This is a genomic window from Streptacidiphilus sp. MAP12-20 (assembly GCF_041262525.1).
Taxonomy (GTDB): Bacteria; Actinomycetota; Actinomycetes; order Streptomycetales; family Streptomycetaceae; genus Streptacidiphilus.
On sequence record NZ_JBGCCK010000010.1, the window covers coordinates 114,832 to 141,251 of the forward strand.

Genomic DNA, 26,420 nt, shown 5'->3' on the forward strand with positions numbered 1-26,420 from the left:
AAAGAAGGCCGAGTCACCATGCGCGAGCAACGCCACGGACGGCGCATCATGATGACCCCCGAGGAGCGCGACGCCTTCCTCGCCGCGCAGCGGACCTGCCGGGTCGCCACCGTCTCCGCCGACGGGCGGCCGCACGCGACCCCGCTGTGGTTCGCCTGGGACGGCTCCTGCCTCTGGCTCTACTCGATCACCCGCAGCCGCCGCTGGGCCGAACTCCAGGTGGACCCGCGCATCGCCGTCGTGATCGACTCCGGCGAGGAGTACGGCGAGCTGCGCGGCGTGGAGATCACCGGCAGCGTCGAGCCGGTCGGCGAGGCGCCGCGCACGGGGACCGGCGAGCCCTTCGCCGCGCTGGAGGTGCCGGAGAAGATCTTCGCGGCGAAGTACGGCTTCGGCGAGCAGATGTTCCACGACGGCCGCCACGCCTGGCTCCGGATCGAGCCCGCCACGCTGACCTCCTGGGACTTCCGCAAGCTCGGCGGAAACTTCGCCAGATAGCCGCAAGGAGGCACAGATCACAGCAAGGAGCTGGTTGCGGTCTGAAACGATATGCGGATGACCGCCGCAACGCCCCAGCCCACCGCCATCACCAGCTTCGTCGACCTGCTCAGCCTGGACGAGATCGACCAGGGCCTCTTCCGCGGCTGGTGCCACGCGGGTGCGCCGCTGCGCGCCTTCGGCGGCCAGGTCGCGGCGCAGGCGCTGGTCGCCGCCGGGCGGACGCTCACCGAGGGCCGGCACGTGCACTCACTGCACGGCTACTTCATGCGGCCGGGCGACCCGCGTCGCCCGCTGGTCTACGAGGTCGAGTCGCTGCGTGACGGCGGCTCGTACTCGACCCGCCGGGTCACGGCGATCCAGGGCGGCGAGGCGGTCTTCACGCTGTCTGCTTCCTTCAAGCGGCCGGAGGAGAGCGCGGACCGCCAGCGCACGATGCCCGAGCTGCCCGGCCCCGAGGGCCTGCCGGACCCCTACGACGCCTGGGCGGCGAGCGATCCGGCGGGCTACTGGGCCTCGACCGGCCGGCTCACCCTGGACATGCGCATCGTCCCCCGCGACCTGCCCGGCCTGCCCACGGAGCTGCCGGGTGTGGTCCAGCAGTTCGTCTGGCTCAAGTCCGCCCAGCCGCTGCCCGCCGACGAGCCGCTGATGCAGGTCTGCGCGCTGGCCTACCTCTCCGACCTGACCCTCGCCTCCACCGCCGCCCTGCACGTGCAGCTCCCGCGCGCGGAGCGCCAGGGTCCGTCCCGGATCAACCTGGCCTCGCTCGACCACGCGATGTGGTTCCACCGCCCCTTCCGCGCGGACGAGTGGCTGCTCTTCGCCCAGCGCAGCCCCAGCTCCTCGGACGGCCGTGGGCTGGCGCAGGGTGAGTTCTACACGCGCGACGGGCTGTTGGTGGCCTCGGTGGTCCAGGAGGCGCTGATCCGCGTCCGTGCGTGAGCCGGCCGCGGGCTGAAATCGGGATGCCGGGGAGGCGCCGCGCTCGCTAGGGTCGTGGCCGGGCAGTCGACGACCCTGGGAGGGCTCAGCACCGTGGATCTCCGTCTGGACGGACCTGTTCTCGAGGGCACGCTCGTGCGGCTGGAGCCGCTGGAGCAGCGCCACGCGCCGGGCCTCGCGGAGGCGGTGTCCGGGGACCGCGCGTCCTACGGGTTCACCTTGGTGCCGACGCCGGACGAGGTCAGCGCCTACATCGACGCCCAGCACGCCCGCGCCGCGACCGGGCGACTGGCCCCCTATGCCCAGATCTCCCTGGCGACCGGGCGTGCCGTGGGCAGCACCTCGTTCTGGGAGCCGCGCTGGTCGGAGCGGGGCGCGCTCTTCGCCGTGGAGGTCGGCTTCACCTGGCTGGCCGCCAGGGCCCAAGGCACCGGGATCAACGCCGAGTCCAAGCTCCTGCTGTTCCGTCACGCCTTCGAGAAGTGGGGCGTGGCCCGCGTCGATCTCAAGACGGACGCCCGCAACGCCCGTTCGCGGGCGGCGATCGAGGCGGTGGGCGCGAGCTTCGAGGGCGTCCTGCGCAGCTCGTCCCGCTCCTGGGCACCGGGCGAGGAGGGGCTGCTCCGCGATGCGGCGATCTTCTCGATCATCGCGGCCGAGTGGCCGGAGCGCCGCGCGGCGCTCGAAGCACGCGTGGACCGCGCCCTGCGGCGCGGGGGCAGCCGATCGGTATGACGGCCGACGCTGTAACGCCGGGTGTTCGACGTTCCGGTCTCGGACTCTCGCGCCTCATTGGATCCCGAGCTTGCCTGCCACAGTGCGCACCTGACGCCAGCCCGGCGCCATTCTCTGCAGGACGGGATACGTGTACAGACTTCCTCCGTACTGCCTCTTGATATTGCGAATGCGTTCGTTCGGCACCCCGACCAGGTCGAGCGAGCTCGCCCCGCTGCGCCTTGCCCAGCGAATTGCATCCCAATGGAGAAGCATATTTGCTTGGCTGCTCCGATATTCCGGGAGGACGCCCCCCATCCAACAGGTCGCATAGTCGTGGTGAAGCAGCGTGACGAGCGTGCCGACATCGATTCCCTGATAGGTGGCAACCGTCCAGTGCACGGCAAGGGCGCCGTCTGTGAACGTGGAAGACATCGGGGGGAAGTCGCCCACATAGCCGGACTTTCCGCGAGTCCTTGCGAAAGCCGCGTCGACGACTCGGGCCAGCACCTTCGCCGCCTGGCCGGACTGATGTATGGTCACCCCCAGGCTTTCGGCCCGCCGGGTGTTACGGCGGCATTTCTTGTGCAACCCGGCCCAGAGTTCCTCTTCGTCCTGGCTGGTGTCGATGATGTAGGTCTCGTCGAAGTGCAGCTCGAATCCCCTCGCAGTGATGTCTTCGGCACTGAATTCGGTGCGGGGTGGGAAGGAGAGCTGGGTCACGGCCGCACGCTTACGGAGCGCATGCCCGCGCAGGACCGTGAGGCATGATCCGATGAGAGACTGCGGCACCAACGGGCCGACATAGGGGAATGGCAGCCAATTGACCACAGCCAGCGGCCCGCGTCTTCTGGACAGCCACGGGACCACTCCGACGTCCTCGTCGCCGGCTCGCACGATGATCGGCGTGAATTCGGTGGCGGTCATGCGTGCGGCCTGCGAGAGCCATTCGTATGTATGAAACGGCGTCACCGTCTGGCCGGAACGGCGGCACGCGTCGGCCCAGCGGCCGGGGTCGTCGGTCGGGATCAGGGAAATGAGGGGACCGGACGTGGCCGGAACGCTCCGCACGCGTGTCACGGTAGGGACCTTTCGGTTTGGCCGGCCTCGCGCAGAGCTGTGCGGGTCGGCCGGCTCATCGGGGGTGCAGGCGCGGTTCGGCGGCGCTCCTCGAGGACGTCCTCGAAGACCCGCAGGAGTTGTGGCGTAACGACGCCGGCGGTGAACCGACTGGCCTCTTTCCGCCCTGCGTCGCCCATGCGGCCGCGCAGGACGGGATCGTCGAGGAGGCGGTCCAGCGCCTGCGCGAGCAGGCCGGCATCCCCCGGCGGGACTCGTATGCCGGTCACGCCGTCCTCCACGACGTCTTTCAGCCCTCCGATGTCGGAGGCGACGACCGGGCGGCCGGCGAACATCGCTTCGACCGCTACCCGGCCCATCCCCTCCTGCCAGACGGACGGCACGACGGCCACCGACGCATGCCGCCAGGCCGCCATCACCTGCGGTGTGGCCACGTTCAGGGCGACCGTGACACCAGGGCCCCGCACGTCGGGCTCGTCCCTGCACATCGTGCCGATCAATACCAGAGGGACGGTGTGACGCAGCCGCCGGTGGGCCTCCAGCAGAACGTCCAGCCCCTTGTGTCGCCCCAGCGCACCGACGAAGAGCAGATAGCCGTCATGGTCGGGCAGGAAGTCGGGTCGCGGGGTGTTGTGCGCCAGTTCTTCGAGGTCGTCCTGCACCATGCTGGGGATCACCCGAATCTTCTTACCAGCGGGCAGCACCCGACTGCTGGTCTCGGCGACCGCGGTGCTCACGGCCACGTAGGCGTCGACTCGGCGGTTGAGCGCCCGGCTGGCCCGCAGCCCGGCCACGAGTGCCATCCCCTTCGGTACTCCGTAGTGCGCGCTGGCGCAGCGGAGGCATTTGGCCAGGCCGGGACCAGTGCAGACGCCTGTTCGGTGTTGGTAGGTCTTCTTTGCGCAGCCCAGACTGTGATCGTGCAGCGTGACCACGTGGCCCGGTGAATCTGCGGACGTTCGGTACAGGGGCTCGTAGGAGTGCCACAGCCAGCTGTGGCTGTGCACGATGTCCGGTCTGGCGGCGCCTACAGCAGTGCGCAGGGCCGCCAGAGCGCCCGGATCGGGAAAGGGCGGGTGGAAAGGCAGGGAAGCATCGACGTACAGCCATGGAAAGGCGCTGCTCCAGCTGCGGATCCGGACGAGCTGCACACCGTCCACGGTCTCGTGGTCCGGCAGGCCCCCCGTCTGCAGGGTGATGACGGTGACGTCGTGCCCGAGGCGGACGAATTCCCTGGAGAGCGTCTCGACATGGCGTTCCACTCCCCCGATGGTGGGCGGGTAGAAGTCTGTCAACTGAACGATGCGCATGACGGGACGCCTTTCGTCGGCTGCTAGGGCGCTGGGGGCCGGTGCTCCTTCCTGTGGCTGACGGGCCTGTGGCTGTCGGGCGGGGGGAGAAGGGCCTTGGGCAGCGCGAGAACCGCGAGCGCGCCGATGGTCTGGGCCCCCAGCCAGGCCAGTCCTGCGCCGTCGATGCCGAGGTCGGGTGTCAGCAGCCAGGTGCCGGCGACGGCGGCGACGCCTATCACGGCGTTCAGGCAGACCGCCCGGGTGAGAAGTCCCCGCACGCGGAGGGTGGCCACTGCGACATTGCTGACCGTGTCCGGGAAGGCTGATGCGATCAACAGCAGGAGCAGGACGTAGCCCGAGCTGTAGCCGGCGCCGAACAGTTCCAGGACCGGCCGTCCGATCAGTCCCAGGACGACGGCAGGCACGGTGATGGCTGCGAGCGTGGTCCCCAGTGAGCGCAGGGCGACCCGGCGCAGGCCGTCGCGGTGGTGGCTGCCATGGGCGAAGAGCGCGGCGGAGACCGCGGGGCTGATCATGAAGATGGAGCTGCCGACCATCCAGGTGACGTAGAAGTGCGCGTTGGTGTGGGCTCCCAACCGTGCCGTCACCACCAGCGGAAGTAGCAGCGTGGGGGCGAGTCCGCCGACGCTGATGCCGTGATGTCCCAGCGCGGGCCGGATCAGGTGGGTCGCCTCCTGTGCCATCGATATCAGGTGCACCCGTCCGAGTCGGTTCACTCGGCGATTGCACAGCCACAGGCCCATGGCGAAGCCCAGCAGACCGCCCACGGCCCAGGTGGCCACCAGGCCCAGGGCCCCGATGCTCGGGACTGTCCTCCACAGCACGACCAGGAGGGTCAGTTTCGTCGCGGCGGTGGTGGCGTTCCGCACGAGCATCAGGTCGCTGCGCCGCTCGGCGATGAAGACGTAGTCGCAGATTCCGGCGCAGGTCCAGAACGTGGCGCCCAGGATGAAACACAGGGCGAAGGCCGGGTCGCGGGTGAGCGGGCGCAGGGCTGTGACCGCGAACCCGAGCGGCAGGACTGCGACCGCCGCGACGGTCAACGTCGCGGTTGCGGTGAGGACCAGGGTGGAGACGGCCGTGACCCGCCACTGCGCGGGCGTGGTCCGGCCGGGCAGCCGGGCGATGAGGCCGGCGCCGGGACCCAGGTGTACGAGCAGGGACAGCAGGACCATGGCGGAGGTGGCGGCCGAGCCGAGTCCGACGGCCTCGGTCGGCATGCTGCGTGCGGCCAGTGTCCAGTATCCGTAGCCGAACAGGGCGTTGACGGCGCCGGTGGCCATGATGGCGAGGCTGTTCCCGGTCAGCGAGTGCCCGGCCCTGACCGGCTCCCGGCTTGTCGAGGGCGGCACGGCGCCTTCGACGGCGGGGGTGACCGTCGCCTGGCGTGCAGGGGGCGCGGATGAGCCGGCCGGAAGGGCTCGGCGGGGTTTCGGGCCCGGTTGACGGGCCGTCGCCCGGACGTCGCGGTCGTGCCATCGGCCGGGGTTCGAGGCCTCAGTGTCGGGCACAGCTTCCGCCTCCGCCGGTGCCGGCGGTCGCGTTCACGTACAGGTCCACGCTTCTGAGCGGCTTGCCGGCCTGGGTGAGCACGAGCCGGATCTGGTGCAGGCAAGGGGACGGCATCGGCACCCTCACCGCAACGTCCGCGCTGTGCGGGCCGGTTGCCCGGACCAGTAGTGCGGAGGCCGAGGGGACTGTACGGCCGTCGACGAGCGCGCTGACCGAGTACTGCGACCAGTCACTGCTCTGAGAGGACTCCACGTCGGCGGGGATCTTCAGCGTCTGTCCGGCTCGGATGGGCACCACCCCGTGCACGGTGGAGTACGGGGCGCCCAGGGAGAACGACAGGTACGGCTGCTGGGGTGCCGCCGGCAGGTTCGCGTGGACCGTCCACACGATCGTCGCCGAGGCTATCAACCCGGCGCTGAGCCAAGCCGTGGTGCGCATGGCCCGTGCGACCGATCGTGGCCGCGAGCCGACCGGAGCCCGCTCCAGCAGGTTCAGCGGAAGCAGGAGAGCGCTCAGCCACAGGGGCAGGACACTCAGCGGGACGTGCCCGACGGCGAGATTCACCACCAGCCCAGCGAAGATCAACGAGACCAGGCTCAACGCCACGCAGAGCGGGGCGGTGAAACGGCCCGCCGTCCGCGCCACGCCCGTCACCGCCACGAGGCTGCGACCGGGGACCCAGAAGAGGGCGGGAGCCAGGAGCAGAGCTCGCAGCGGCGTCGGCGCCTGCGCCACGTAGGCGATGGCGCCGATCAGGACCAGCAGGGCAAGGACTGCCGTACGCCGCCAGGGGATGTTACGCACGATGCCTCCCAGGTGGCGTGGGGACGGTGTCGTGGATCGCGTTGAAGTCGAACCGGTAGACCGAGTAGTTGTCGCTCTCGTAGACCTCGGTGGTCCAAGGCAGGTTGTGGTACCGCGCCAGGTTCTGGGAGGTGACCCGGTTCCCGGCGGTGTGGGCGAACGGTTCGTCGGGCTCGAAGATCACGCCGAGCTGTGGCGACTGGGTGGCCAGGCGCTCGTCGATCACGAGGTAGGTGTAGTTCGAGGAGCTCAGTTCTTGGACCAGGAATGCCGACGGGGGGCCGCTGTTGACATACAGGTCGTAGGTCGCGAAGCCGGTGCTGGGCGCTGCCGGGAGCGCACCCGCGTCGCGGACCAGGCTCAATCCGGTGTAGCGGTCGGAAACGACGCGCACCCCGCTTCCCAGGTTCCGGCCGATCCACTGGGACATCGATGCCAGCTCCGCGGTGGAAGAACGGGCATCGGAGCCGAAGACGAAAGGACCGGGAAAGCGGTAGTCCGCGTTCAGGCCGGCGGCGACGTTTCCCATCAGCGCGTCGCAGGCCAACAGGGTGGCCGCCAGGCCAACGCTGGTCGAGGCTCTGACGGTGAGCCGGGAGAGCCGGTCCAGACCCGCCAGAACGATCGGTGCGACCAGGACGGCCAGTCCGATGTAGGTGAATCCCCAGCTGCGCCGGGCGCCCTCCGCTCCGGCCTGAGCCAGGATGAAGGGCAGCGCGGGGAAGTACAGCAGCCCGAACAGGCCGAGGGCCAGTCGCAGCGGCTCGGCCCTGCGTTCGGTGCGGGCCGTGCGCCACCACTGCCGAATCGCCAGGACGGCAAGGACGAGGGCCAACACCGGCACGGTGAAGGCGGCGAGCCGCTCGTAGAAGGGGCCGGCGCCGGCCTGGAAGGGGACACGAGCCCCGCTCTGGGAGCCGGAGAAGAGGTGCAGGAGTTGGGACGACCCGCTCCTGAGATAGGGGGACAGGTAGGCGAACGTGCCAGGCGCTGCCAGGGCCAGCCATGCCGCCGCGGCGCCGCCGATCGTGAGCGCCACACCCGTCGTGGCCGCTGCTGTGGCGCGCGGCACGGCCCCGCGCCGCGCCGCGGCCCAGGTGATGGCGGCCGCCATGAGCAGCAGCAGGACCAGCACGGCGGCAGCGAGGTGGTGGGTCGGCAGCACACCGAGCCCCAGCAGAGCGGCGGCCACGCTCCAGCCGACGCGCTCGCCCCGGCCCTCGGCCCGGTGCACTTTGGCCAGGCATGCCACGCACCAGATGAGCAGCGGCATGGCCAGTGACTCGTAGGCGAACTGGGTGTCGAAGTACATGAAGCTGGGATTGAGGCTGTAGAGGAGGGCGACGACCGCGCCCGCCCGCATCGATCCGAAGAGGCTGTCGCCGATCATGAAAGCGCCGAAGAGGGCCAGGATGTGCGCGACGAGCATGAGGACGAGCGCGCTCTGCCACACCGTCATTCCGGTCGCGTCGCTGATGGACGCGGTCACCAGGTGCAGCCCGGGGAACCGGTCGATGATGTGGATCAGGGCGCTGGGCTGGAACAGCTTCCCGTCGGCGGCCATGTTCGTGGTTTGACGCCAGTGGGCGATCTCGTCGTGGAACAGCGGCTGAGACGGATCGCGCAGGAGCTTGGGTACGAAGCTGACGATGCCGTAGCCGAGCATCCAGACGATGCGCACCTTGTCGCTGACGTGTCGGGCCGTGGTCACCACGACGGCCGGGACGAAGAACACCACCATGCCGAGCCAGAAGACCGCGAAGTGGGCCGTGCCGGTCGAGGACGCGGCGGCCAGGGAGAAGGAGAGCGCGACAAGGACGGCGCCGCCGGTCGCTGTCGTCCACAGGACGAGCCAGGCGGCCGGAGAACCGAATCGCGGCCTCTGGTCCGGTGGGGTGCCGGGCCTGCGCTGCGGCGCGGGGGGCGGGGACGGTGACGGCGCGGGCGGAGCGAGTTGTCGGGGTTTCAGGTCCGGGTGGGCGGTGGTCGGTGCGGGGGTGCTGTGCCGCGGAGCTGCCGGCTCTTCGTGCTCCGGGGTGGTGAGCCGCTCGCCGCGCTCACCGCGGTCGGGCTGATCCCGCCCTATCCGTTCGGGCAGCGTGTCCGGGCGCGCACCGGGGGGGTCGGCGGGGCGGCGGATCGCGGGCTTCGGCCCGATTGTGCGGTACCGCAACACCGCGGGTTCACGCGGCTCCGGCGTGTATCTCCTGGGGATGCCCATCGTCGGGCTGCCTCTCTTGTGAGAGCCGTCCGGCTCGCTGTCGCCACCCACCGCCCCCTGGGCGGGCCGCAGGGTGCCGGAGGTGGAGGGTCCCGGTACGGGTCGGGGTCCTGCCGCTACGGCCCCGGCCCCGGCGTGCGCCGCCGCGCGGTAGACGTCGATCAGCATGGTCGCCACGTCGTCCCAGCCGGGCATGGGACCGGCCGGCCCCGGGCCGGTTGCCCTCAAGGCGTCCGCGAGCGTGGCGGCGATCCGGGGGGTCCCGGCGTCCGCCGGCACCAGGCAGGCACCTGGCTGAGCGCCGGCCAGGGCGGCGTGTGCGGGGATGTCGGACAGGACGACGCGCGCGCCCGCCACCAGCGCTTCCGCGGGCGCGAGGCCGTACGCCTCGCGTTCGGACAGGCTGCACAGGACACGGGCGGTGCGAAGCCAGCGGTGCACGTCCTCGTCGGCGATCTGCCCCAGGAAGCGCACCCGGTCGGCGACACCGCAGTCCCGGGCGAGTTGCCGCAGACGGGGGCCGTCGGGTCCGGAACCGATCACGACGAGCTGGAGCGGACCGCCGACGCTGCTCGGTCCGAGCGTGACGGGCAGGTGGGCCAGAGCCTCGATGAGCAGGTCCGTGTGCTTGTAGCGCTCCAGGCGGCCGACACTGAGGACGGTCGGCGGCTGGTCGTCCACGGCGTGCGCGGCGCGGATCGCGGTGGCGTCCACGGCGTTGGGAATGATCGTGATCTTTTCCGTGACGTGGGGGAAATGGCTGCGCAGAAGGTCCGCCTCGGGAGGTGAGACGCACACGATGGCTTCGGCGGCCGTTGCGGCGGCGCGGCCGAGTGGCCGGAAGGCGTGGTGCAGGAGTTCCCGGGCCGGGGTGTGACCGGTGCCGTGGTAGTGCGGTGTGAAGACATAGGGGGTCCGGGGCTGCTTCGTCGGAAGGCAGAGCGCCGCGGCGACACCGGTCAGGGCGTGGTAGCTGTGGCCGTGCACGACGTCGTACTCCTCGCAGTGCCGGTTCAGATACCAGTACAGCCCTGGTGCGCAGCGGTACGTCCGCGCCCGGTTGCAGCTGAACCGGCGTACCAGCACTCCCTGGTCCCAGGTCACCGAGCCGCTGTCCACCGCGTCGCTGCCCACCGAGCCGCTGCCCACCGAGCCGCTGCCGCGCCGGGGTTCCTGGGTGAGCACCTCGACGGCGAGTCCGGCCCGGACCAGCGCGCGGGCGCTGTGCGCGACGACGGTCTCCACTCCACCGGGTGCCGGCGGGTATCCGGGAGCGACCATGGCGATCTTCACGGCGCTGCCTCCGGGACATCCTGCCCGGAGCAGGCCAGCAGGGCGTCGACGTTGCGGCGCCAGCTGTGCGGATCGCGATAGTGCCCGCCCACACGGCCGCGCACCGTGCGCAGCCCGGCCACGAGTGCGTCGACGTCGGCCGGTTCGACCATGACCGCGCCCGGGTAGTCCCGGGCCGCCTCGGCCAGTCCGCCGACCCGGCTCATGAGCACAGGCAGGCCGTTGCTCATCGCGATGTGCAACGGTCCGCTCGCCGAACAGCGCAGGTAGGGAAGGACCAGCACGTCGGCGTGGGCGAAGTAGTGCTTGGCTTCGTCGTCCGTCACATACCGGTTCACCAAGGTGATCCGGTCGCGGTGCTCCGCCCTCTCGATCATCCGGATCGGTGCGGTGCAGCCCTCCCAGGTCTCGCCCACCACCGTGAGATGGAAACCCGCGACCTCCTGTGCGCTGAGCCGGTCGAAGGCGGACAACAGGTACTCCAGTCCCTTGTACGGCCGGATCAGACCGAAGAAGAGGAGCCGGACGGTGCCGTCCCGGGACGGCGCATGCTGCACCGCGTACTGGTCGAACGGCCCGTGCGGCACCACGGCGACGGGCTGTCCGGTCAGGTCGAGCAGTTTCGACAGTCGGCTCCGGTCGTAGGCGGAGTGCACGATGAAGGAGTCGGCACGCCGCACCAGCCGGGACAGGATCCAACCGGTGTAGGCCTGGGTGGCAGGGACCTTGGCCTCTCCGGTGTCCTGCAGCTCATGGAACTCGATGACGACTTTCGCTCCGAAAGACCGTGCGGCAGCGGCCAGGACCAGATAGCTGTGCGCGACCGTCCCGGTCCACCACTGGAACACCACCAGGTCGGGGTGCCGGCGTCGCAGCCACCGGAGCCCGCCGAGCAGGCTGGGGATCCAGTACCAGTCCACCCCGTCGTAGACCTCGACACGTGGGTCGTAAGCGCTGGAGGCGACCTTGGCGCCGACACGAGCCCGCCCCGGATACAGCCGCTTCGGCAGGAGCCGGCGCATGAGCAGCGCCGAGACCTCGGTCTCCTCCGCCAACGCGCGCGCCAGACGGCAGGTGTACTGGCTCAGCCCGCCGGTGAAGAGCCAACTCGGCCCCACGACGCATACCCGAGGACGACGGTCACTTGTCTGCATGTCACCGAGCCCTTCACTCACTGTCCCGTGACGCGATGGCGGGCGGCTTCCCGATGCACCGAGGCAACCGCGGCCGCCGCCGCGTATCCCGTGTAAGCCGCCCGGGACCGCATCCGGGGGCCGCACACCGCGAACTCCGGGTGCTGGACCACCCGTTCGCTCCAGCGAAGCTTGGCCACGTCAGGGCCGAGCGACAGGTTGAGTTCGGCACGGCCGCGCGCGGTCGCGTTCCGGGCGGCCTGCCAGACCAGCAGCGTCACGGGACTGACGTGCCACCAGGCGGGGTCCACCCCGCTGAACGCCAGATAGTCAGCCCGGGGCGCGCTGAGCACGAGCTCGGCGGCCACGGCCTGACCTTCGACGTCGAGGGTCAGGATCTCCGCCTCGCTCTCGGCGGCCATGCGCGGCAGGGCATCGGCCAGGAACGCCCGGTGAGCCGCCGCTCCCAGTACGTCGGGATGGCGGCGGCGGCCCGGAAGCTGTGACCTCGCCTCGTGCAGCCGGGTAAGGACCGGCAACGCCCGCCGCACCGCCCCCTCTCCGGTGTGCCGGGTGACTGTCCAGGCGCGACCGGAGCGTTCGAGCCGGTTGTGCGCCCGGTGGATGCTCTCGCGGACGTTGCGCTTGAGCGTGGACTCGAGTTCCTCGACCCGCTCGGGCAACGGAAGCACCACGCTGGGACGCGTGGTCTTGTGACGGACCAGTCCGTGCGCCGCGATCTCACCGCTGAGCCACTCCGCTTCGAACCAGCCCTGATCGGCTCCGATGGGCAGTTCGAGCCAGTCCCACTCGGCGGAGCGACTGCACCAGTGCCTGACGACCTCACGCAGCACCAAGCGCGCCTGGGAGGTCTCCGTGAGCACCTGCGGCAGCTCGGTCAGCGCCGAGTGCTGCCCGGCCCCGACGAGGTGTACGACGCGCAGCGCCGGTCCCAGCGCACGCACGTAGCAGGGCGCGACGCCGACCAGCTGACCTGAGCGCAGCACCGCCAGGACGTCGAGCCGGCCTTTGGCGGTGAAGTGCGCGGCCCAGGCGGCCACCCAAGTGGGCGAGGTGTACGGATTGCGCGAGCCGCAGCGCTGCCGCAGCTCCTGCCAGGGGAGGTGAAGTTCGGCCAACTCCGCCAGGGAGGTGCAGCGCACCACGGAAAGGGGCGACCTGCCCTGCGGGCTCAGCAGGGCAGGCGCACCCGGGCTCTTCCACGCAGCGCCGCCGGGCCCCTCCGTCTGCTCGCGAGTGCCGGGGCCGGCCACCTCTGTGCGCTTCATGCCGCCTCACCCGATCCGGATCCGACGACGCCGCCCCCCACTCTGCCCGGACGACCGGGAGACGGCCTCAACAGGACCGGGCCCCGGGAAGGCTGGTGGCTGCGTGACGCCCGAATCCGGCCCAGGATCAGCAGGCAGCGCACGCCGTCCTTCCAGGTGACCTTCTTTCCGTCGGCGCGTGACCTGCTGTAGTACGAGACCGGGACCTCGAACGGCCTGACACCCCGTTGCAGCAGCCTGGCAGTGATCTCCGTGTCCAGCCCGAACCCTTTCGAGGTGAGGTGCAAGGACCGGAACGTCTGCAGCGGCACCAGTTTGAGACACGTGTGAAGATCGGCCAGGTGGGCATCGAACAGGACGTTGGCCGCGAGGGTCAGCAGCCGGTTGCCGACGGCGTACCGATAGGACTGATACACCGTGTTGAATCCGAAGAGGCGCGCCCCGTAGACCACGTCGCAACGCCCCCGGATGACCGGGTCCAGCAGCCGCGGGATGTCCGTCGGAACGTATTCCATGTCGGCGTCGAACGGCAGCACGTGCGTTCCGGTGGCGATGCCTGCCGCGGTCAGAAGCGCCGCGCCCTTGCCCTGGTTGCAGGGATGCGTGGAGACGCGAAGCCGCTCGTCGCTCGCCTTCCCCAGCAACTGCGCCGTCCGGTCCCAGCTGCCGTCATCGACGACGATCAGCTCGATCTCGCAGGGGTACTGGACCGCGAGAACCGCGTCGATCGCGCGGGAGATCGTGCGTTCCTCGTTGTAGGCGGCCATGAGAATCGAGAGCTTGACACCGCCGCCCAGCTGGGCCCCGTCTGCCCTGGGGGTTTCTCGGCGGGTTTCTCGGCGGGTTTCTCTGCGCAACTCGGACAGTCTTTCCGAGCGCAAGGTCTTGGTCATTCTGAATGTCTCCCCGAAGGAAGGGAGCGGGCCCGGTTGCCTGACGCGGGCTGCACTCTCGTGCAAGAGCAAGGGGCGAGGGAGAGGCTCTCCGGCGATCGCACGGATTCAGAGCCCGTCAGCCCGTGATGAATTCGGCCGGGCCACCGCTCGCGCAGGGAAGGGCCGACGCGTGTGCGTCAGCGCTGTCGACCAGCCAGCCATGTTTACAGCTGAAGTTTGTCCCGTATACGTTCAGCATGGCCCCCTGATCCCGCCTCGTCAACGGGGAATCTCCCCCGCCTGTCGCCCGCCTACGACGGGAGCGGCGGCGCGGCGCCGACCTGGTCGAAAGCCACGTCCGCGAACGACACAGAGCCGGCATTGCCGGTCGACTTCAGCATCAGTCGCTCGTAGGCGGCGCCAGGCGGAGCCGTCGACTCGACCGAAAGTGTCCGCCACTGCGATGTTCCGCTCGGCAGCGCGGCTGAGTCGTCCTCGCCGAGATACTGGTCGCACAGGTTGTACCAGGCGATGGCGATGTCATTGACGCCTGATGCCTCGAGACCCCGCGCCCTGGCGGTCATGCGGAACCGCTCACCCGGCGCGGCCGGCTGGAGCACCGGCGCCACCGACAGCGAGGGAGTGCTGTCGGGCGTGCCCTGGGTCCGACTGAACATGGCGGCACCCTGTGCGCCGCGCCCCGCAGGGGGAACCCAGGAGACCGTCCCCTGACCTGCGGCTGCCGCCACCCAGTCCGCCGGCAGACCGTTCGATCCGACGGTCATGTCGTTGTTGAAAGCCATGTCCGTCCCCTCGCCGAGGAAGGCGGAGCGGATCGAGGCGGCGGCCGGTTTGGGGTTGCCGTTCCCGTCCAGCAGCCCGTACGACAAGAGCTGGGACGAGTTCTCGGCGCCCGCCGGGACGGCGGTCGGTTTGATGTCCTGAAAGATCCAGGGAGCGGCAGGTGGCAGACCGGCGGCGTGCGCTGCCCATTCGACTGTCCGCAGGTAGAGGTCCTGGGTCCGCGCGCCGCTGTCCGAGCCCGGTGACACCGACGACGCACCCGTTTCGCCGACGAACAGGGGGGCTGGTGCCACGAGAAGGCGCGCTGCCTTGAAGGTGGCCAGCGCCGCGGCCGGATTCCCGTAGAAGTGGAGGTCGTAGAAGTCAGCAGGGGTGGCGACGAGGGCGCTGCGCAACGCGGCGAGTTGCTGCAACGGATTCACTCCGCTGACCGAGACGGTGACAGGGATGGAACCCGCGACCTCCTGGACGTAGGGGAGCTCGTGCCGAAGCCAGGACACGGCCTGGGGGTCGTCGGGGGCGATCTCGTTCTGGACCTCGACGAAGGCGACCTCACGGGAGTCGCGGTAGGGCAGCAGGACGGATCGGGCCCACTGGTCGCTGCCGGCGAGGTCCTGGTACCCCCGCCACCAGTCGAAGAGCGTCAACTGGACGGCCAGGCCGTGCTGCGATGCGAGCGTGACCGCCTCGTGGAGTTCGGAGAGCCGCGCGGCCGAAGGCTTCGGGAACCCGAATGCTGAGGGCTGGAGGATGAGTCGAACGGCATTCGCTCCCAGCGCGCGAATCGCGGCGAAGTCCGTGCCGATCCGCCGGGGCTGCCAATCGGTCCACATGAGGGTCCATGCCGCGGTCGAGGGATAGTAGTTCACCAGGCGAAGACCGGAAAGGCCGGACAGTCCGAGCGACCGCGTCGCGGGGGTGGACGCGACGGGAGCCGGAACCGTGCATCCGACCGCCGCGCCACTGGAATGGCTGCCGTTCCCGGGCGCCGAGCCCACGAACGCGACCCATAGCGCCAGAACAGTCATCAGAACGAGAAGCCGGACCGGCCTCCCTCGGCGCGCGAGGGAAACGCGAGCAAGCCGTCGATCAGAAGCCCTCATCACTGGGACACCCGGCCCTGCTGGAAACGCACGAGGCGATCGGCCCCTTACTCGAGAGTACTAGGCCGACGATACGAGTTGTCCGTTCGCTCCGTCCCGTGTTCTCGGCTGTCTACGATGTAATTTTCTACCGTATGCGTATACCGCTCCACTCATTCCTTATCTCGGAGGCGAGGCATGCCGGAAGAAGAGGCCTACTCCGGCCCCGGCCGCAGGGCCGGAGACACGGGCAGGTACGGCAGGCTGAGCCGGGAGCGCGTGCTGGACACAGCCCTTCAAGTGGTAGACCGCGATGGCCTGTCGGCACTCAGCATGCGCCGAGTGGCGGCCGAACTCGACGTCGAGGCCATGGCCCTGTACCGGTACGCGAACAGCAAGGACGGCCTGCTCGACGGCCTGGTGGAAACGCTGCACGATGAGATTTCCCAACTCCTCGCCACTGACGCGCCTGACGCCGATCCGGCCCGTCACCCTTCTGGACCCGAGTGGCGCCACGGAATTCATCGGACCGCCTTCGCCACCTACCAGGTCTCCCGAACCCACCCCAACGCCGTCCCGCTCCTGGCGACGCGCATGTTGGCCGTACCACTCGCGCGTCGGTCACCCGTCGTCCTCAGGAACCACGAGCGCGTGCTGGCACTGCTGGCCGACGCCGGCCTCAGCGACCGCGACGCCGCCACGGCGCACCAGGCCATCACCGCATGGATCCTCGGCTACGTCCTGACCGACCTGGAGGCCATGGTGGACGCTCCCGACGAAAGCAATCCTGCTTTCCGTCTGGGCCTCCAGCACATCTCGGCCAGAGAGTTTCCAAGACTGCGCGCCGTAACCCCGAAGCTAGCCGTCCGCGGCGGCCTGCCGAAGTTGACCGCGGGACTGGACGCGTTGCTCGACTGCTTCGTGACCCGCCCTGAATCGTGACCCCGGGCGACCTATGGTGTCGGACATGAGGATCGACGACGTGACCCTGATCCTGCGCGAGGCAGCCGAGATCGCCATCGTGCCGCGCTTCCGGGCGCTTCGGGAGGGTGAGGTCAGCGAGAAGGCCCCGGGGGAGGTCGTCACGGTCGCGGACCGGGAGGCCGAGGCCCTGATCACCCGTCGGCTGCGGGAACTGCTGGACGCGCCCGTGGTCGGCGAGGAGGCGACGGACGCCGACCCGACGCTGCCGGACGCGCTGAGCGAGGCCCCTGCGGTGTGGGTCGTGGACCCGCTCGACGGCACGGCCAACTTCGTCGCCGGACGACCCGAGTACGCCGTGATGGCGGCGCTGGTACGCGACGGCGAGACGGTCGCGGGCTGGATCCTGCGGCCCGAGACCGGCGAGGCCTTCGTCGCCGAACGCGGCTCGGGGGCGTGGTGCGACGGGACGCGGCTGCGCCGCGCACCGGCGCCCGCCGATCCGGCGGCACTCCACGGGGACGCGCTGACGCGCTTTCTCGACGAGCCGGCACGCGAGCGGGTGGCCGCGACCGCGCCGCGCTTCGCGTCCCTCGGCCGCGGCGCGAGCTGCGCGGGCGTCGACTACCCGCGCCTGCTGCGCGGCGAGCGCGACTTCATCCTCTACCAGCGCACTCTCCCCTGGGACCATGCGCCGGGCGTGCTGCTGCTGGAGGAGGCCGGCGGCCACGCCCGCCGCCCCGACGGCGACCGCTACGGTCCCGGCGACGCGCGCACCGGCCTGCTGGCAGCCGCGGACGCGGACTGCTGGGCTCGGGTGCGCGGACTGCTGCTGCCCTGACCTGGCGGTCCGCGCGGCGGGGACCCGGTGGCGGGACCGGGTTCGGCGCTCTGTATCGTCCCGCGAATGCGATGCAGCGTCTGCGGATCGGAGCGCCTCAGTCCCCTGGGCGAGCTCCACCTCGCCACCCAGCGGTGGAACGACCGGATCCAACTCCGATTCCCCCGGGGCGGCTTCTTCAAGGCCCGACCGACCTACGAGGCGTCCTTCGCCCGCGCGTGCCGGGACTGCGGGGCGTTCCTCCCCTTCCTCAGTGAGTACGCCCGGCGGCAACTCGACGCGGAGGCCGACAGTCTGACTGACATCACCGACGCGTGAACCCCATGCGGGCGCCATGCGTACCCACTCCCGACAGACCCTCGAACCTCGGGAGTAGCCATGACGTCCGCGCCCACGCACGACAACCACGACACCGACTCCGACGCCGCCTCCGCCTTCGAGCCCACAGCCTCCCGCCGGACCGTGCTGGCCGGGGTCGGCGTCGTAGGCGCGACCGCGGTGCTGGCCGCGTGCTCGAGCGGCGGGAGCGGCGGGAGCAGCAGTGGCGGCGGCGCGACCGCCCCGACGACGACCCCGCCCGCGTCGACCACGGCCCCCGCCACCGGCGGCGGCAGCCCCTCCGGCCCGGCGGCCTCGAGCCCCGCGGCGCAGGGCGCGGCGCTCGGGCCGGTGTCGGACGTGCCGGTGGGCGGCGGCAAGGTCTACACCACGCAGAAGGTCGTGGTCACCCAGCCCACGGCCAACGACTTCAAGTGCTTCACCGCTATCTGCACGCACATGGGCTGCACCGTGGCCAGCGTTTCCGGTGGCACCATCAACTGCCCGTGCCACGGGAGCCAGTACCACATCACCGACGGCAGCGTCGCGCACGGCCCGGCGCCGGCCCCGCTCGCGCCGGAGAAGATCACCGTCAGCGGTGGGCAGATATCGCTGGCCTGAGCCCGATCCCGGGGCACGCGTCGAGAACGCTGTTCCACCGGCGGGGGCCGCTCCGCGGTTCCTCGCCGGTCGGATCAGCTGATGAGGCGTCATACCGGTGCAACAAGGTTCCCGGTACCATGGCGTGGTGTCCAAGGTAGACCTGTCCCCCAGGCCGGTCGAGACCATGTCTCCCCGCCAGTTGGAACGCCGGAAACACCTGATCGACGCGGCCCTCGCGCTCGTCTCCGAGGCCGGTGTCGAAAGACTTCAGATGAAGCAGGTCAGCGAACGCTCGGGGGTCGCCCTCGGCACGACCTACCGCTACTTCTCCTCCAAGGACCATCTGCTCGCCGCGGCGGCCTCCGACTGGCGCGCGAGGCTGATGGACGACCTCGCCGCGGAACTGCGCGGCCCGGTGCCGCCCTCGCACGGCAGCGACCGCGTCGTCCGCTTCGTGCACCGCGGCATGCGCGCCTTCCAGCGGCAGCCGAACCTGGCGCGGCTGCTGGTCTCCGTGACGATCTCGACGGACCCCTTCGCGAGCGAGGTCGTCGACGCCATGGCGAGCACCGGCCGCGCCTCGCTCCTCGCGCTGATGCCGGAGCTCCCTGCGGCGGCGCGGCTGGTGGTCCCGCACATCATCGACGCGGCGTGGCAGAGCGAACTCGTCGGCTGGGTCACCGGCCGCACCACCCTCGCGGACGCCTACGCCCGCCTGGAGGAGGCCATCCGCCTGGTCCTGGCCCCTTACGCGGCGGAGTCCGTGGCGGTCTGAGCCGCGCCAGGTGGCCGCGCAGTCCGGCGCGGACGGCGTAGAGACCGGCCGAGGGCGCTGCGGACCGGCACCACGGCACCCACGACGCGAGGACCGCGAGCGGTCGGTCCACCCAAGGGCCCGCGTGACGGTCAGCCCGCGAGGGCCGACTCTCCGCTCTCCGCGCGCTGGAAAGGCACCAGCACCAGCGCCGGGCTGTGGGCAGCGGGCCTGCGCTGCGGGACAGTTCAGCCCGCCTGCACGGCGGCGTAGACGCCCTGGGCGCGCAGCAGCGCGCGGCGGAGCCAGCAGGGGTCGGTGAGGAAGCCGCTGCCGTCCGGCGGTACGAGCCAGTGGTAGGGGCCGAAGGAGATCCGCGGGACCGGCACCCGCAGCGGTTCGCCGCGGCCGAAGGCGGTGACGCCGGCGATGGGCGGAGTCCAGCTACGGGCGGTGCCGACCGGGACCAGGACGGTGACCAGGTTCTCCCGTACCGCGCACAGGGCCGGGCCCGCCCGGCCCGCCAGGCGGAGCCGGTCGAGGGCCTCGATGCCGAGTTCGAGATCGGCGCGCACCGCGTCCCAGACCACGCCAACGGCGAGTTCGGCGCTGCCGTCCGGGCGGCCGTCCCACTCGGCCAAGGTCAGGCCAGGGACGGGCGCTGCGCGCAGCAGCCAGCCGATCGCCAGGGAGCTGTCCGCCATAGGGGGAGGGTAGATCCCACCCGTCCGTAGCGGGAGGGTGATTGCGCGTTATTGCGAATCCCTGCTGAGCTGGGGCGGAACCGCCGCATCAGCCGGCGCGCCCAGCTCGGCGAGCACCGTCGCCAGCACCCGGCGGGCGCCCCCGCCGTACCGGGCGACGGCGGCGTAGTGCTCGAAGACGCGGAGGTAGAGCGCGATCTCCGCGGCGTCGGTGACGTTGACCTCCGCCGTCCAGGTCTCCACCTGGACCAGGCGCTCGTCGTAGATCCAGAACGAGTGCAGCGGGGAGAGCGGCAGCAGCGCCTCGTCCGGTATCACGCCCAGGCGCACCCCGGGCAGTGAGGCGACGGCGAGCAGCCGGTCCAGTTGGCCGCGGTGCGCCTCGACGGGGCAGAGCCTGGCCCGCAGCGCGGCCGTGGTGAGCACGAAGTGGAACTCGTGGCCGGGGTGGTAGAGGCTGCGCTGCCGCTCCATCCGGGCCTCGACCGCCTGCGGGACGTCGTCCGGGGTGCCCTGCAGGGCGACCAGCGAGGTGAACAGGGCGCGCGCGTACTCCGCGGTCTGCAGCAGGCCGGGGACCATGGCCGACTCGAAGACGCGCAGCACCGACGTGCCCCGGTCCAGCTCCATGCCGACGCGCTGGCGCGGCGCGTGGCCCGCGCGCAGCGAGCGGCGCCAGGTGACGTAGTGGCTGTCGAGTGCCTGCAGCCGGGCCGACAGCTCGGCCGCCGCCTCCGGACTGCCGCAGGCCTGCGCCCAGGCGGCGAGGTCGGCCGTGGTCGGCGTCTGCCTCCCGTGCTCGATCCTGGAGACCTTGGACGCGGCCCAGCCGAGGCGCAGCGCGAGATCCTTGCCGTTGAGCCCCGAGTCGCGGCGCAGCCGGTGCAGCCACGCCCCCAGCGCTTCGCGCTCGCGCTGAAAGTCCGTCACGCCACCGCCCCCTCCGCCCCTCCGCCGCCCCCGGCAACCGCCGCTCAGCCGGGGCGGCTCAACCCAGGAAGTGCAGCAGCAGCTCCCTCGGGATCTCGACCACGTCCTCCCCCGGCAGCAGATCCCGCAGCTGGTCCCGCGCGTGCGGATCGGTGACCGTGTAGCCCTGGACCACCAGGGTGCCCCGATCGGTCGCGTAGAGCGTGGGGCAGTTGCCGTTGTTGGAGGTGGTCCCGAGGAAGGTGAGCCGCATGGTCAGGGGGATCCCTAGGCAGGTGCGTTCAGTGACAATTGCTAGCACTCTCATGACAGAGCGCGCAAGCTCGATGACACACTGTAGGGCGCGCCCAGTGCATCAGGGGCGCGTGCCATTCCGAATGCGCCGCTCACTCCCCTGACGGCGCATCGGCGGCGGCCAGGGAGGCCCCCACGGCCGGGTTCGCTGCCGACTGCGCTGCCGAGTCGGCCAGCGCGAAGGCCGCGTTGACGAGCGCGACGTGGGTGAACGCCTGTGGGGCGTTGCCCAGCTGAAGGCCCGTCGCCGGGTCCCACTGCTCGCTGAGCAGGCCGAGCTCGCCGCCGGCCGCCGCCGTCCTGGCGAAGACCTCTGCCGCCCGGTCCGGGCTGCCGCCGCGCGCCAGCGCCTCGGCCAGCCAGAAGTTGCAGGCCAGGAACGCTCCCTCGGGTCCGTCCAGCCCATCGCCTTCGGCTCCCTGGCCGTAGCGGCGGACGAAACCGTCAGGACCGAGCTCGGAACTGATCGCCTCCACGGTGCGGACCACGCGCGGGTCCTGCGCCGGCAGGAAGCCGCTCTGCGCCAGCAACAGCGCGGAGGCGTCCAGCCCGGTGCCGCCGTAGTACTGCACGAACGCGCCGCGCTCCGCGTCGTATCCGCGCGCGCAGACGTCCGCGTGGACCGCGTCGCGCAGCGCGCGCCACTCGGCGAGCGGGGCCGGCAGGCCGGTCTGCTCGGCCATCCGCACCGCGCGGTCCGCGGCAACCCAGCACATGACCTTGGAGTGCACGAAGTGCCGCCGCCCGGCGCGCATCTCCCACAGGCCCTCGTCCGGCTCCCGCCAGCGGCTGGCCATCGCCGCCATCAGGGATCGAAACAGGCTCCAGACCTGGCGCTCCATCGGGATCCCGGCCCGCAGCGCGCGGCAGAGCGTGTCCGCCACCTCGCCGTAGACGTCCAGCTGCACCTGCCGCACCGCCGCGTTGCCGACCCGCACCGGACGTGAGCCCCGATAGCCGGGCAGCCATTCGGCGACCGACTCCTCCAGAGCCCGCTCCCCCGCCACCCCATACAGCGCCTGCACGCCGGTCCGGTCACCCGCGATGGCACGCAGCAGCCAGCGCCGCCAGCTCGCGGCCTCCTCCTGGTAGCCGCCGCGGAGCAACGCGGCCAGGGTGAGGCTGGAGTCGCGCAACCAGCAGTAGCGGTAGTCCCAGTTGCGCTCACCACCGATCCACTCGGGCAGCGAGGTGGTGGGCGCGGCGACGATGCCGCCGGTGGGCTCGTAGCTGAGCGCCTTGAGCGTCAGCAGCGAACGCAGCACCGGCGCCCTCCAAGGCCCCTGGTACCGGCAGCCCGCCGACCAGCGCTCCCACGCCGCGAGGGTCTGCCGCAGGCTCTGCGCCGCGTCGAAGCGGCCGATCGTGGTCAGGTGCGAAGGCTGCCAGGCGAGCGTGAAGGCGACGCTCTGCCCGGCGGTGACGATGAAGTCCGAGCGGGTGCAGCCGTCGGCCCCGGCCCCCGCACCATACGTGTGCACGCCCAGGGGAACGCTCAGCCAGACGGCGTCGGGTCCGGCGACGGCGACGCGGTGGTGGCCGGTGCGGCGCACCCAGGGCACCACGCGGCCGTAGTGGAAGCGGAGCCGTAGCTCACCGCGCATCTCCACGCTGCCCGAGAGCCCCTCCACCAGCCGGACCAGCCGTGGCTCGCGCACCCGGTGCGGCATGAAGTCGACCACCCGCACCTCACCCCCTGGCGTCCGCCAGCGGGTCTCCAGCACCAGGGTGTCACCCACGTAGCGCCGCCCGACGACGACGGCGTCAGCGGATCCGGACGCGAACGCGGGCGCGGGCGCGGACGTGGGCGACAAGGCGGGCCCGCGCGCTGACGCAGAGGCGGATGCGGGCCCTGACGCGGGAGCGGGCGCGGAGGCCGGCGCGGAACCGGGCGCGGAGGCCGGCGCGGGACCGGGCGCGGAGGCCGGCGCGGGAGCGGGCGCGGAGGCCGGCGCGGGACCGGGCGCCGGTGAGAAGGTGGACGCAGGCGCGAGGCGCCAGTGGCCGTGGCGTTCCTCGCCGAGCAGCGCGGCGAAGCAGGAGGGCGAGTCGAAGCGCGGCAGGCAGAGCCAGTCGACCGATCCGTCGGCGCCTACCAGCGCCGCCGTGCCCAGGTCGCCGATTAGCGCGTAGTCCTCGATGCGTCCAGCCATCGTGCCGTCCCACCGAAGTTGCTCCGCGACTGCGACAACTCCGCGCTTGTCGTCCGAATTTGCGGCTTTTGTCATAGTATGGTGCCTCACAGCCCCGGATGTCGCTCCCGGCCGGAAGGAGCGCGAACCGTGCGACGCAAGACATGGTCACCGAGCTGGATCGATCTCGACGTGCCCAATGCGGCCCGGGTGTACGACTACTACCTCGGTGGCAGTCACAACTTCGAGGCCGACCGCAGGATGGCGCGCAAGGCCATGGAACTCTGGCCGGAACTCCCGCAGATCATGCGGGCGAACCGCGCTTTTCTGCGTCGCTCGGTCCAGTATCTGGCCGGTGAGGGCTTCACCCGGTTCCTGGACATCGGCTCCGGCATCCCGACGCTCGGCCCGGTCCACGAGGTCTCCCGCGAGCTGCAGCCCGAGGCGCGCGTGGTCTACGTCGACCGCGATCCGGTGGCCGTCGCGCACAGCGCGGCGATGCTGACCGAGGACCCGCTCAGCCTCGTGGTCCAGGCCGACCTGACCGAACCGGACGATCTGCTGGCCCGCCCGGACGTGGCCGCCCTGCTGGACGGCGGGGCCCCGGTGGCCCTGCTGCTGGTAGCCGTGCTGCACTTCGTTCCCGACGAGGCCGAGCCGCACCGCCTGGTGGCGCACCTGCGGGACGCCCTGCCTCCGGGCAGCGCGCTGGTGCTCTGCCACGCCTGCCGCGAAGGCCGCCCGGACCAGGTGGGCCCGCACCAGAACATCTACCTGCGCACCCGCACTCCGCTCACGATGCGCGGCCGTGAGGAGATCACCGCCTTCTTCGACGGCTTCGACGTGGTGGACCCGGGCATCGTCTACCTCACCCAATGGCGGCCGGACAGCCCGGACGCGGTCGGACCGGCACCGGAGCGGATGGCCGGACTGGTCGGCGTCGGGCGATTGCCGTGACCGGAACGCCGCCCGGAGATCAGCCCCAGACTCCCTTCCCAGAGCGCTGGACGGAACTCCTCCAGGCCCATGGCAGTTCCTTGCATCCGCGGAAGATCACCGCCCTCGGCGCGCTGACGGCCGCCATGATCCGCTCCGGCCGGGCCGACCAGGCCGCCACGGCGCTGGTCAACGCGCACTTCACCGATCCGGACCTGCTGGCGCACGCGGTGCAGCTGCTCCGCGCCATGCCCGGAGGTTCCCAGGAGCCGGATCTGAGCGGCGCCTTCGCAGCGGCCTGGGCCACCGCGCTACGCGACCGCACGCTGTTCCAGCAGGAGGCGATTCGGGCCGCCGCGGACATCGCGCGTCGCGAGGCCGAGCAGGCACTGCACGCCTCCGAGGCGCGGTTCCGGGCCCTGTTCGAGCACGCGGCGGTCGGCATCGGCGTGGGCAGCGTCGAGGGCGAGATCCTGACCGCCAACCGCTCGCTGCTGGAGATGTTCGGGGCCAGGCTGGAGGACCTGCAGGGGCAGCAGGTGACCGACCTCGTCCACCCGGAGGACAGCCCCGAGGTCTGGCGCGCCTACGAGGATCTGATCGCCGGCAAGCGGGAGAGCTTCCAGTGCGACAAGCCGTATTACCGCCAGGACGGCGAGGTGGTCTGGACCCACCTGACCTGCTCGCTGATCAGGGACGAGGACGGGGAGCCGCGCTACCAGGTCGCCATGCTCGAGGACATCACCGACCGCTACCGGCTCCAGGAGCGGCTGCGCCACCAGGCCACCCACGACCCGCTGACCGGCCTGCCGAACCGGGCGACCTTCTTCGAGCGGCTGGAGCAGCTGTTCGCGACCGCGGAGCCCGGCTCCCACTTCGGCCTCTGCTACATCGACCTGGACCGATTCAAGATCGTCAATGACAGCCTCGGCCACGCCACCGGCGACCAGCTGCTGGTCGAGGTGGCGGCGCGGCTCTCCGCCGCGCTGACCCCGCTGGGCCACCTGGTCGCCCGACTGGGCGGCGACGAGTTCGTGGTGCTGCTGGAGCACTGCCGGGGCGAGCACGACGCCGTCAGCGCCGCACGGACGGTCCTCGACGCGCTGGAGGAGCCGATCCGGATCGACGGGCACCAGCTCGCCGTGGGCGCGAGCGTCGGCGTGCTGGAGCGCCCGGTCGGAACGATCACCCCCGGCGCGGCCGTCCGCGCCGCGGACCTCACCCTTTACCGCGCCAAGGAGGCGGGCGGCGATCGCTGGACGCTCTACGACGCGCGGACGAACGCCGAGGCGGTCAGCCGCTACACGGTGACCGTGCGGATGCCGCTGGCACTCGAACGGGGGGAGTTCTTCCTGGAGTACCAGCCGCTGTGCGCACTGTCGGACGGCTCGCTGGCAGCGGTGGAAGCGCTGGTGCGCTGGCGCCATCCGCTGCTCGGGGTCCTGGTGCCGGACGAGTTCGTGGCCGCGGCCGAGGAGACCGGCCTGATCCTGCCGCTCGGCCGCTGGATCCTGGAGCAGGCCTGCGCCCAGGCGGCCGACTGGCAGCGCCGTTTCGGCCCGCTCGCGCCCCAGGTAAACGTCAACATCACGGCTCGTCAGGCCCGCAGCAAGGGGCTGCTCACCGACGTCGGCAGGATTCTCGCGGACACCGGACTCGAACCGTCCCTGCTCCAGCTGGAGCTCACCGAGGGCACCGCGCTCGACCCCGGGCACGAGTCCCTGCGGGTGCTGCAGGGGCTGGTCGACCGGGGCGTCACCCTGGCCGTCGACGACTTCGGCACCGGCTGGTCGAACCTCGCCTACCTGCGCGACCTGCCACTGGCCGGACTCAAGTTGTCCAGCTCGTTCATCGTCGACCCCGGCGACCGGGGCGAGGACGATGTCGCCTGGCGGATCGTCAGCGGCCTGGTTTCACTGGCGGACAGTCTCGGCCTCGTCCTGACCGCCGAAGGCGTGGAGACGCCGGAGACCGCGGAACGGCTGCGGCGCCTGGGCTGCGCCTGGGGGCAGGGCTGGTACTTCGGCCGGCCCGCCGCGCCGGAGGCACTGGACGCGCTGATCCTGGCGAGTGCCAGCAAGCCTGGCAAATCCGGCAATTAGTGAAAACTTGGGCAAATAGTCTTGACTTTCGGAGCCCCGGCTTCCCATGATGGGTTCCTGGCAGTCCTTGCGACTGCCGCCGTGGTGGTCGACGCCAAAGCGTCCAGATCGACCAGTGGCCGGGGGCAAGACTCGGGTGGGGCCGAGGAGTCAGGGCTGGGGCAGCCGCTGTTGCGATCAATTCTTCCCTGTGCGGGAGCACCCGCGCCGTAAAGCCGCGCCCGACGCACACGTCGCCGAGCGAGGCGGAGCCGCCGCGCGCCGACCCTCCCCCTGCGGAGAGGCCTTCTCCGATGAGCAACGCCGCGCCGCGCCCAGGTCG

23 protein-coding genes are annotated in these 26,420 nt (G+C 71.1%); 10 read left to right on the forward strand and 13 right to left on the reverse strand.

What is annotated here, in order from left to right; genetic code table 11:
* Positions 1-18 precede the first annotated feature (18 nt).
* The 3 genes from ABIA32_RS15840 (at position 19) to ABIA32_RS15850 (ending at position 2,178) form a co-directional block, all read left to right on the forward strand.
* Entirely contained in the window at positions 19-498 is a 480-nt protein-coding gene (locus ABIA32_RS15840) for a pyridoxamine 5'-phosphate oxidase family protein (protein WP_370095380.1), read from the forward strand.
* Positions 499-555: 57 nt separating this feature from the next.
* On the forward strand, positions 556-1,443 hold the full coding sequence (locus tag ABIA32_RS15845) for an acyl-CoA thioesterase (protein ID WP_370095382.1): 888 nt from the start codon (positions 556-558) through the stop codon (positions 1,441-1,443).
* A gap of 93 nt (positions 1,444-1,536) precedes the next feature.
* On the forward strand, positions 1,537-2,178 hold the full coding sequence (locus ABIA32_RS15850; protein WP_370095384.1) for a GNAT family N-acetyltransferase: 642 nt from the start codon (positions 1,537-1,539) through the stop codon (positions 2,176-2,178).
* A gap of 54 nt (positions 2,179-2,232) precedes the next feature.
* On the opposite strand, the gene ABIA32_RS15855 is transcribed toward ABIA32_RS15850, so the two are convergent.
* The 9 genes from ABIA32_RS15855 to ABIA32_RS15895 form a co-directional block, all read right to left on the reverse strand.
* A complete protein-coding gene (locus tag ABIA32_RS15855; RefSeq protein ID WP_370095386.1) occupies positions 2,233-3,228 on the reverse strand; it encodes a GNAT family N-acetyltransferase in 996 nt (331 codons plus the stop codon).
* A 5-nt stretch (positions 3,229-3,233) separates the two neighbouring features.
* Positions 3,234-4,547: a glycosyltransferase family 4 protein gene (locus ABIA32_RS15860; protein ID WP_370095388.1), complete on the reverse strand. Its 1,314-nt coding sequence runs from the start codon at positions 4,545-4,547 to the stop codon at positions 3,234-3,236.
* Positions 4,548-4,570: 23 nt separating this feature from the next.
* The gene (locus ABIA32_RS15865; RefSeq protein ID WP_370095390.1) at positions 4,571-5,833 is read right to left on the reverse strand and encodes a lipopolysaccharide biosynthesis protein; all 1,263 of its coding nucleotides are present in this window, start codon (positions 5,831-5,833) and stop codon (positions 4,571-4,573) included.
* Positions 5,834-6,047: 214 nt separating this feature from the next.
* A complete protein-coding gene (locus ABIA32_RS15870) occupies positions 6,048-6,866 on the reverse strand; it encodes a hypothetical protein (protein ID WP_370095392.1) in 819 nt (272 codons plus the stop codon).
* The gene (locus ABIA32_RS15875) at positions 6,859-10,380 is read right to left on the reverse strand and encodes a glycosyltransferase (RefSeq protein WP_370095393.1); all 3,522 of its coding nucleotides are present in this window, start codon (positions 10,378-10,380) and stop codon (positions 6,859-6,861) included. The genes ABIA32_RS15870 and ABIA32_RS15875 overlap by 8 nt, the downstream gene beginning before the upstream one ends.
* Complete coding sequence (locus ABIA32_RS15880) at positions 10,377-11,498, reverse strand: glycosyltransferase (RefSeq protein ID WP_370095395.1); 1,122 nt, start codon at positions 11,496-11,498, stop codon at positions 10,377-10,379. The genes ABIA32_RS15875 and ABIA32_RS15880 overlap by 4 nt, the downstream gene beginning before the upstream one ends.
* Positions 11,499-11,551: 53 nt before the next feature.
* Positions 11,552-12,802 carry a GNAT family N-acetyltransferase gene (locus ABIA32_RS15885; RefSeq protein ID WP_370095397.1) on the reverse strand — a complete coding sequence of 417 codons (1,251 nt, stop codon included), beginning with the start codon at positions 12,800-12,802 and terminating at the stop codon, positions 11,552-11,554.
* Positions 12,799-13,695 carry a glycosyltransferase family 2 protein gene (locus ABIA32_RS15890; protein ID WP_370095399.1) on the reverse strand — a complete coding sequence of 299 codons (897 nt, stop codon included), beginning with the start codon at positions 13,693-13,695 and terminating at the stop codon, positions 12,799-12,801. The genes ABIA32_RS15885 and ABIA32_RS15890 overlap by 4 nt, the downstream gene beginning before the upstream one ends.
* A gap of 293 nt (positions 13,696-13,988) precedes the next feature.
* The gene (locus ABIA32_RS15895; protein ID WP_370095400.1) at positions 13,989-15,350 is read right to left on the reverse strand and encodes a hypothetical protein; all 1,362 of its coding nucleotides are present in this window, start codon (positions 15,348-15,350) and stop codon (positions 13,989-13,991) included.
* 411 nt (positions 15,351-15,761) lie between these two features.
* Between ABIA32_RS15895 and ABIA32_RS15900 the strand changes: the two genes are divergently transcribed.
* From ABIA32_RS15900 to ABIA32_RS15920, 5 genes are all read left to right on the forward strand, one after another.
* Positions 15,762-16,505 carry a TetR/AcrR family transcriptional regulator gene (locus tag ABIA32_RS15900; protein WP_370095401.1) on the forward strand — a complete coding sequence of 248 codons (744 nt, stop codon included), beginning with the start codon at positions 15,762-15,764 and terminating at the stop codon, positions 16,503-16,505.
* A gap of 25 nt (positions 16,506-16,530) precedes the next feature.
* A complete protein-coding gene (locus tag ABIA32_RS15905) occupies positions 16,531-17,325 on the forward strand; it encodes an inositol monophosphatase (protein WP_370095403.1) in 795 nt (264 codons plus the stop codon).
* Positions 17,326-17,391: 66 nt separating this feature from the next.
* Positions 17,392-17,643 (forward strand): hypothetical protein, encoded by a 252-nt coding sequence (locus ABIA32_RS15910; RefSeq protein ID WP_370095404.1) that lies wholly within the window; start codon positions 17,392-17,394, stop codon positions 17,641-17,643.
* Between the two features lie 60 nt (positions 17,644-17,703).
* Positions 17,704-18,264, forward strand: a complete 561-nt coding sequence (locus ABIA32_RS15915; protein WP_370095407.1) for a Rieske (2Fe-2S) protein — start codon at positions 17,704-17,706, stop codon at positions 18,262-18,264.
* A gap of 127 nt (positions 18,265-18,391) precedes the next feature.
* The gene (locus ABIA32_RS15920; protein WP_370095409.1) at positions 18,392-19,021 is read left to right on the forward strand and encodes a TetR/AcrR family transcriptional regulator; all 630 of its coding nucleotides are present in this window, start codon (positions 18,392-18,394) and stop codon (positions 19,019-19,021) included.
* Between the two features lie 227 nt (positions 19,022-19,248).
* On the opposite strand, the gene ABIA32_RS15925 is transcribed toward ABIA32_RS15920, so the two are convergent.
* The 4 genes from ABIA32_RS15925 to ABIA32_RS15940 all read right to left on the reverse strand — a co-directional run bounded on the left by ABIA32_RS15925 (position 19,249) and on the right by ABIA32_RS15940 (position 23,081).
* Positions 19,249-19,704 (reverse strand): hypothetical protein, encoded by a 456-nt coding sequence (locus tag ABIA32_RS15925; protein ID WP_370095411.1) that lies wholly within the window; start codon positions 19,702-19,704, stop codon positions 19,249-19,251.
* Between the two features lie 48 nt (positions 19,705-19,752).
* Positions 19,753-20,634: a helix-turn-helix domain-containing protein gene (locus tag ABIA32_RS15930; protein WP_370095414.1), complete on the reverse strand. Its 882-nt coding sequence runs from the start codon at positions 20,632-20,634 to the stop codon at positions 19,753-19,755.
* 58 nt (positions 20,635-20,692) lie between these two features.
* The gene (locus ABIA32_RS15935; RefSeq protein WP_370095417.1) at positions 20,693-20,887 is read right to left on the reverse strand and encodes a hypothetical protein; all 195 of its coding nucleotides are present in this window, start codon (positions 20,885-20,887) and stop codon (positions 20,693-20,695) included.
* Between the two features lie 133 nt (positions 20,888-21,020).
* Positions 21,021-23,081: a glycoside hydrolase family 15 protein gene (locus tag ABIA32_RS15940; RefSeq protein ID WP_370095419.1), complete on the reverse strand. Its 2,061-nt coding sequence runs from the start codon at positions 23,079-23,081 to the stop codon at positions 21,021-21,023.
* Positions 23,082-23,210: 129 nt separating this feature from the next.
* On the opposite strand from ABIA32_RS15940, the gene ABIA32_RS15945 reads away from it, so the two are divergent.
* Together ABIA32_RS15945 and ABIA32_RS15950 are read left to right on the forward strand one after the other, a co-directional pair.
* A complete protein-coding gene (locus ABIA32_RS15945; protein WP_370095422.1) occupies positions 23,211-24,017 on the forward strand; it encodes an SAM-dependent methyltransferase in 807 nt (268 codons plus the stop codon).
* Positions 24,018-24,097: 80 nt separating this feature from the next.
* Entirely contained in the window at positions 24,098-26,098 is a 2,001-nt protein-coding gene (locus ABIA32_RS15950) for a putative bifunctional diguanylate cyclase/phosphodiesterase (protein ID WP_370095425.1), read from the forward strand.
* Positions 26,099-26,420: the final 322 nt, after the last annotated feature.

Bases quoted from the DNA above. Each gene is read 5' to 3' on its own strand.
- ABIA32_RS15840 (WP_370095380.1), top strand. From the start codon at position 19: ATGCGCGAGCAACGCCACGGACGGCGCATCATGATGACCCCCGAGGAG.
- ABIA32_RS15845 (WP_370095382.1), top strand. From the start codon at position 556: ATGACCGCCGCAACGCCCCAGCCCACCGCCATCACCAGCTTCGTCGAC.
- ABIA32_RS15860 (WP_370095388.1), bottom strand. From the start codon at position 4,547: ATGCGCATCGTTCAGTTGACAGACTTCTACCCGCCCACCATCGGGGGA.
- ABIA32_RS15865 (WP_370095390.1), bottom strand. From the start codon at position 5,833: ATGGCCACCGGCGCCGTCAACGCCCTGTTCGGCTACGGATACTGGACA.
- ABIA32_RS15885 (WP_370095397.1), bottom strand. From the start codon at position 12,802: ATGAAGCGCACAGAGGTGGCCGGCCCCGGCACTCGCGAGCAGACGGAG.
- ABIA32_RS15890 (WP_370095399.1), bottom strand. From the start codon at position 13,695: ATGACCAAGACCTTGCGCTCGGAAAGACTGTCCGAGTTGCGCAGAGAA.
- ABIA32_RS15900 (WP_370095401.1), top strand. From the start codon at position 15,762: ATGCCGGAAGAAGAGGCCTACTCCGGCCCCGGCCGCAGGGCCGGAGAC.
- ABIA32_RS15905 (WP_370095403.1), top strand. From the start codon at position 16,531: ATGAGGATCGACGACGTGACCCTGATCCTGCGCGAGGCAGCCGAGATC.
- ABIA32_RS15910 (WP_370095404.1), top strand. From the start codon at position 17,392: ATGCGATGCAGCGTCTGCGGATCGGAGCGCCTCAGTCCCCTGGGCGAG.
- ABIA32_RS15915 (WP_370095407.1), top strand. From the start codon at position 17,704: ATGACGTCCGCGCCCACGCACGACAACCACGACACCGACTCCGACGCC.
- ABIA32_RS15925 (WP_370095411.1), bottom strand. From the start codon at position 19,704: ATGGCGGACAGCTCCCTGGCGATCGGCTGGCTGCTGCGCGCAGCGCCC.
- ABIA32_RS15935 (WP_370095417.1), bottom strand. From the start codon at position 20,887: ATGCGGCTCACCTTCCTCGGGACCACCTCCAACAACGGCAACTGCCCC.
- ABIA32_RS15940 (WP_370095419.1), bottom strand. From the start codon at position 23,081: ATGGCTGGACGCATCGAGGACTACGCGCTAATCGGCGACCTGGGCACG.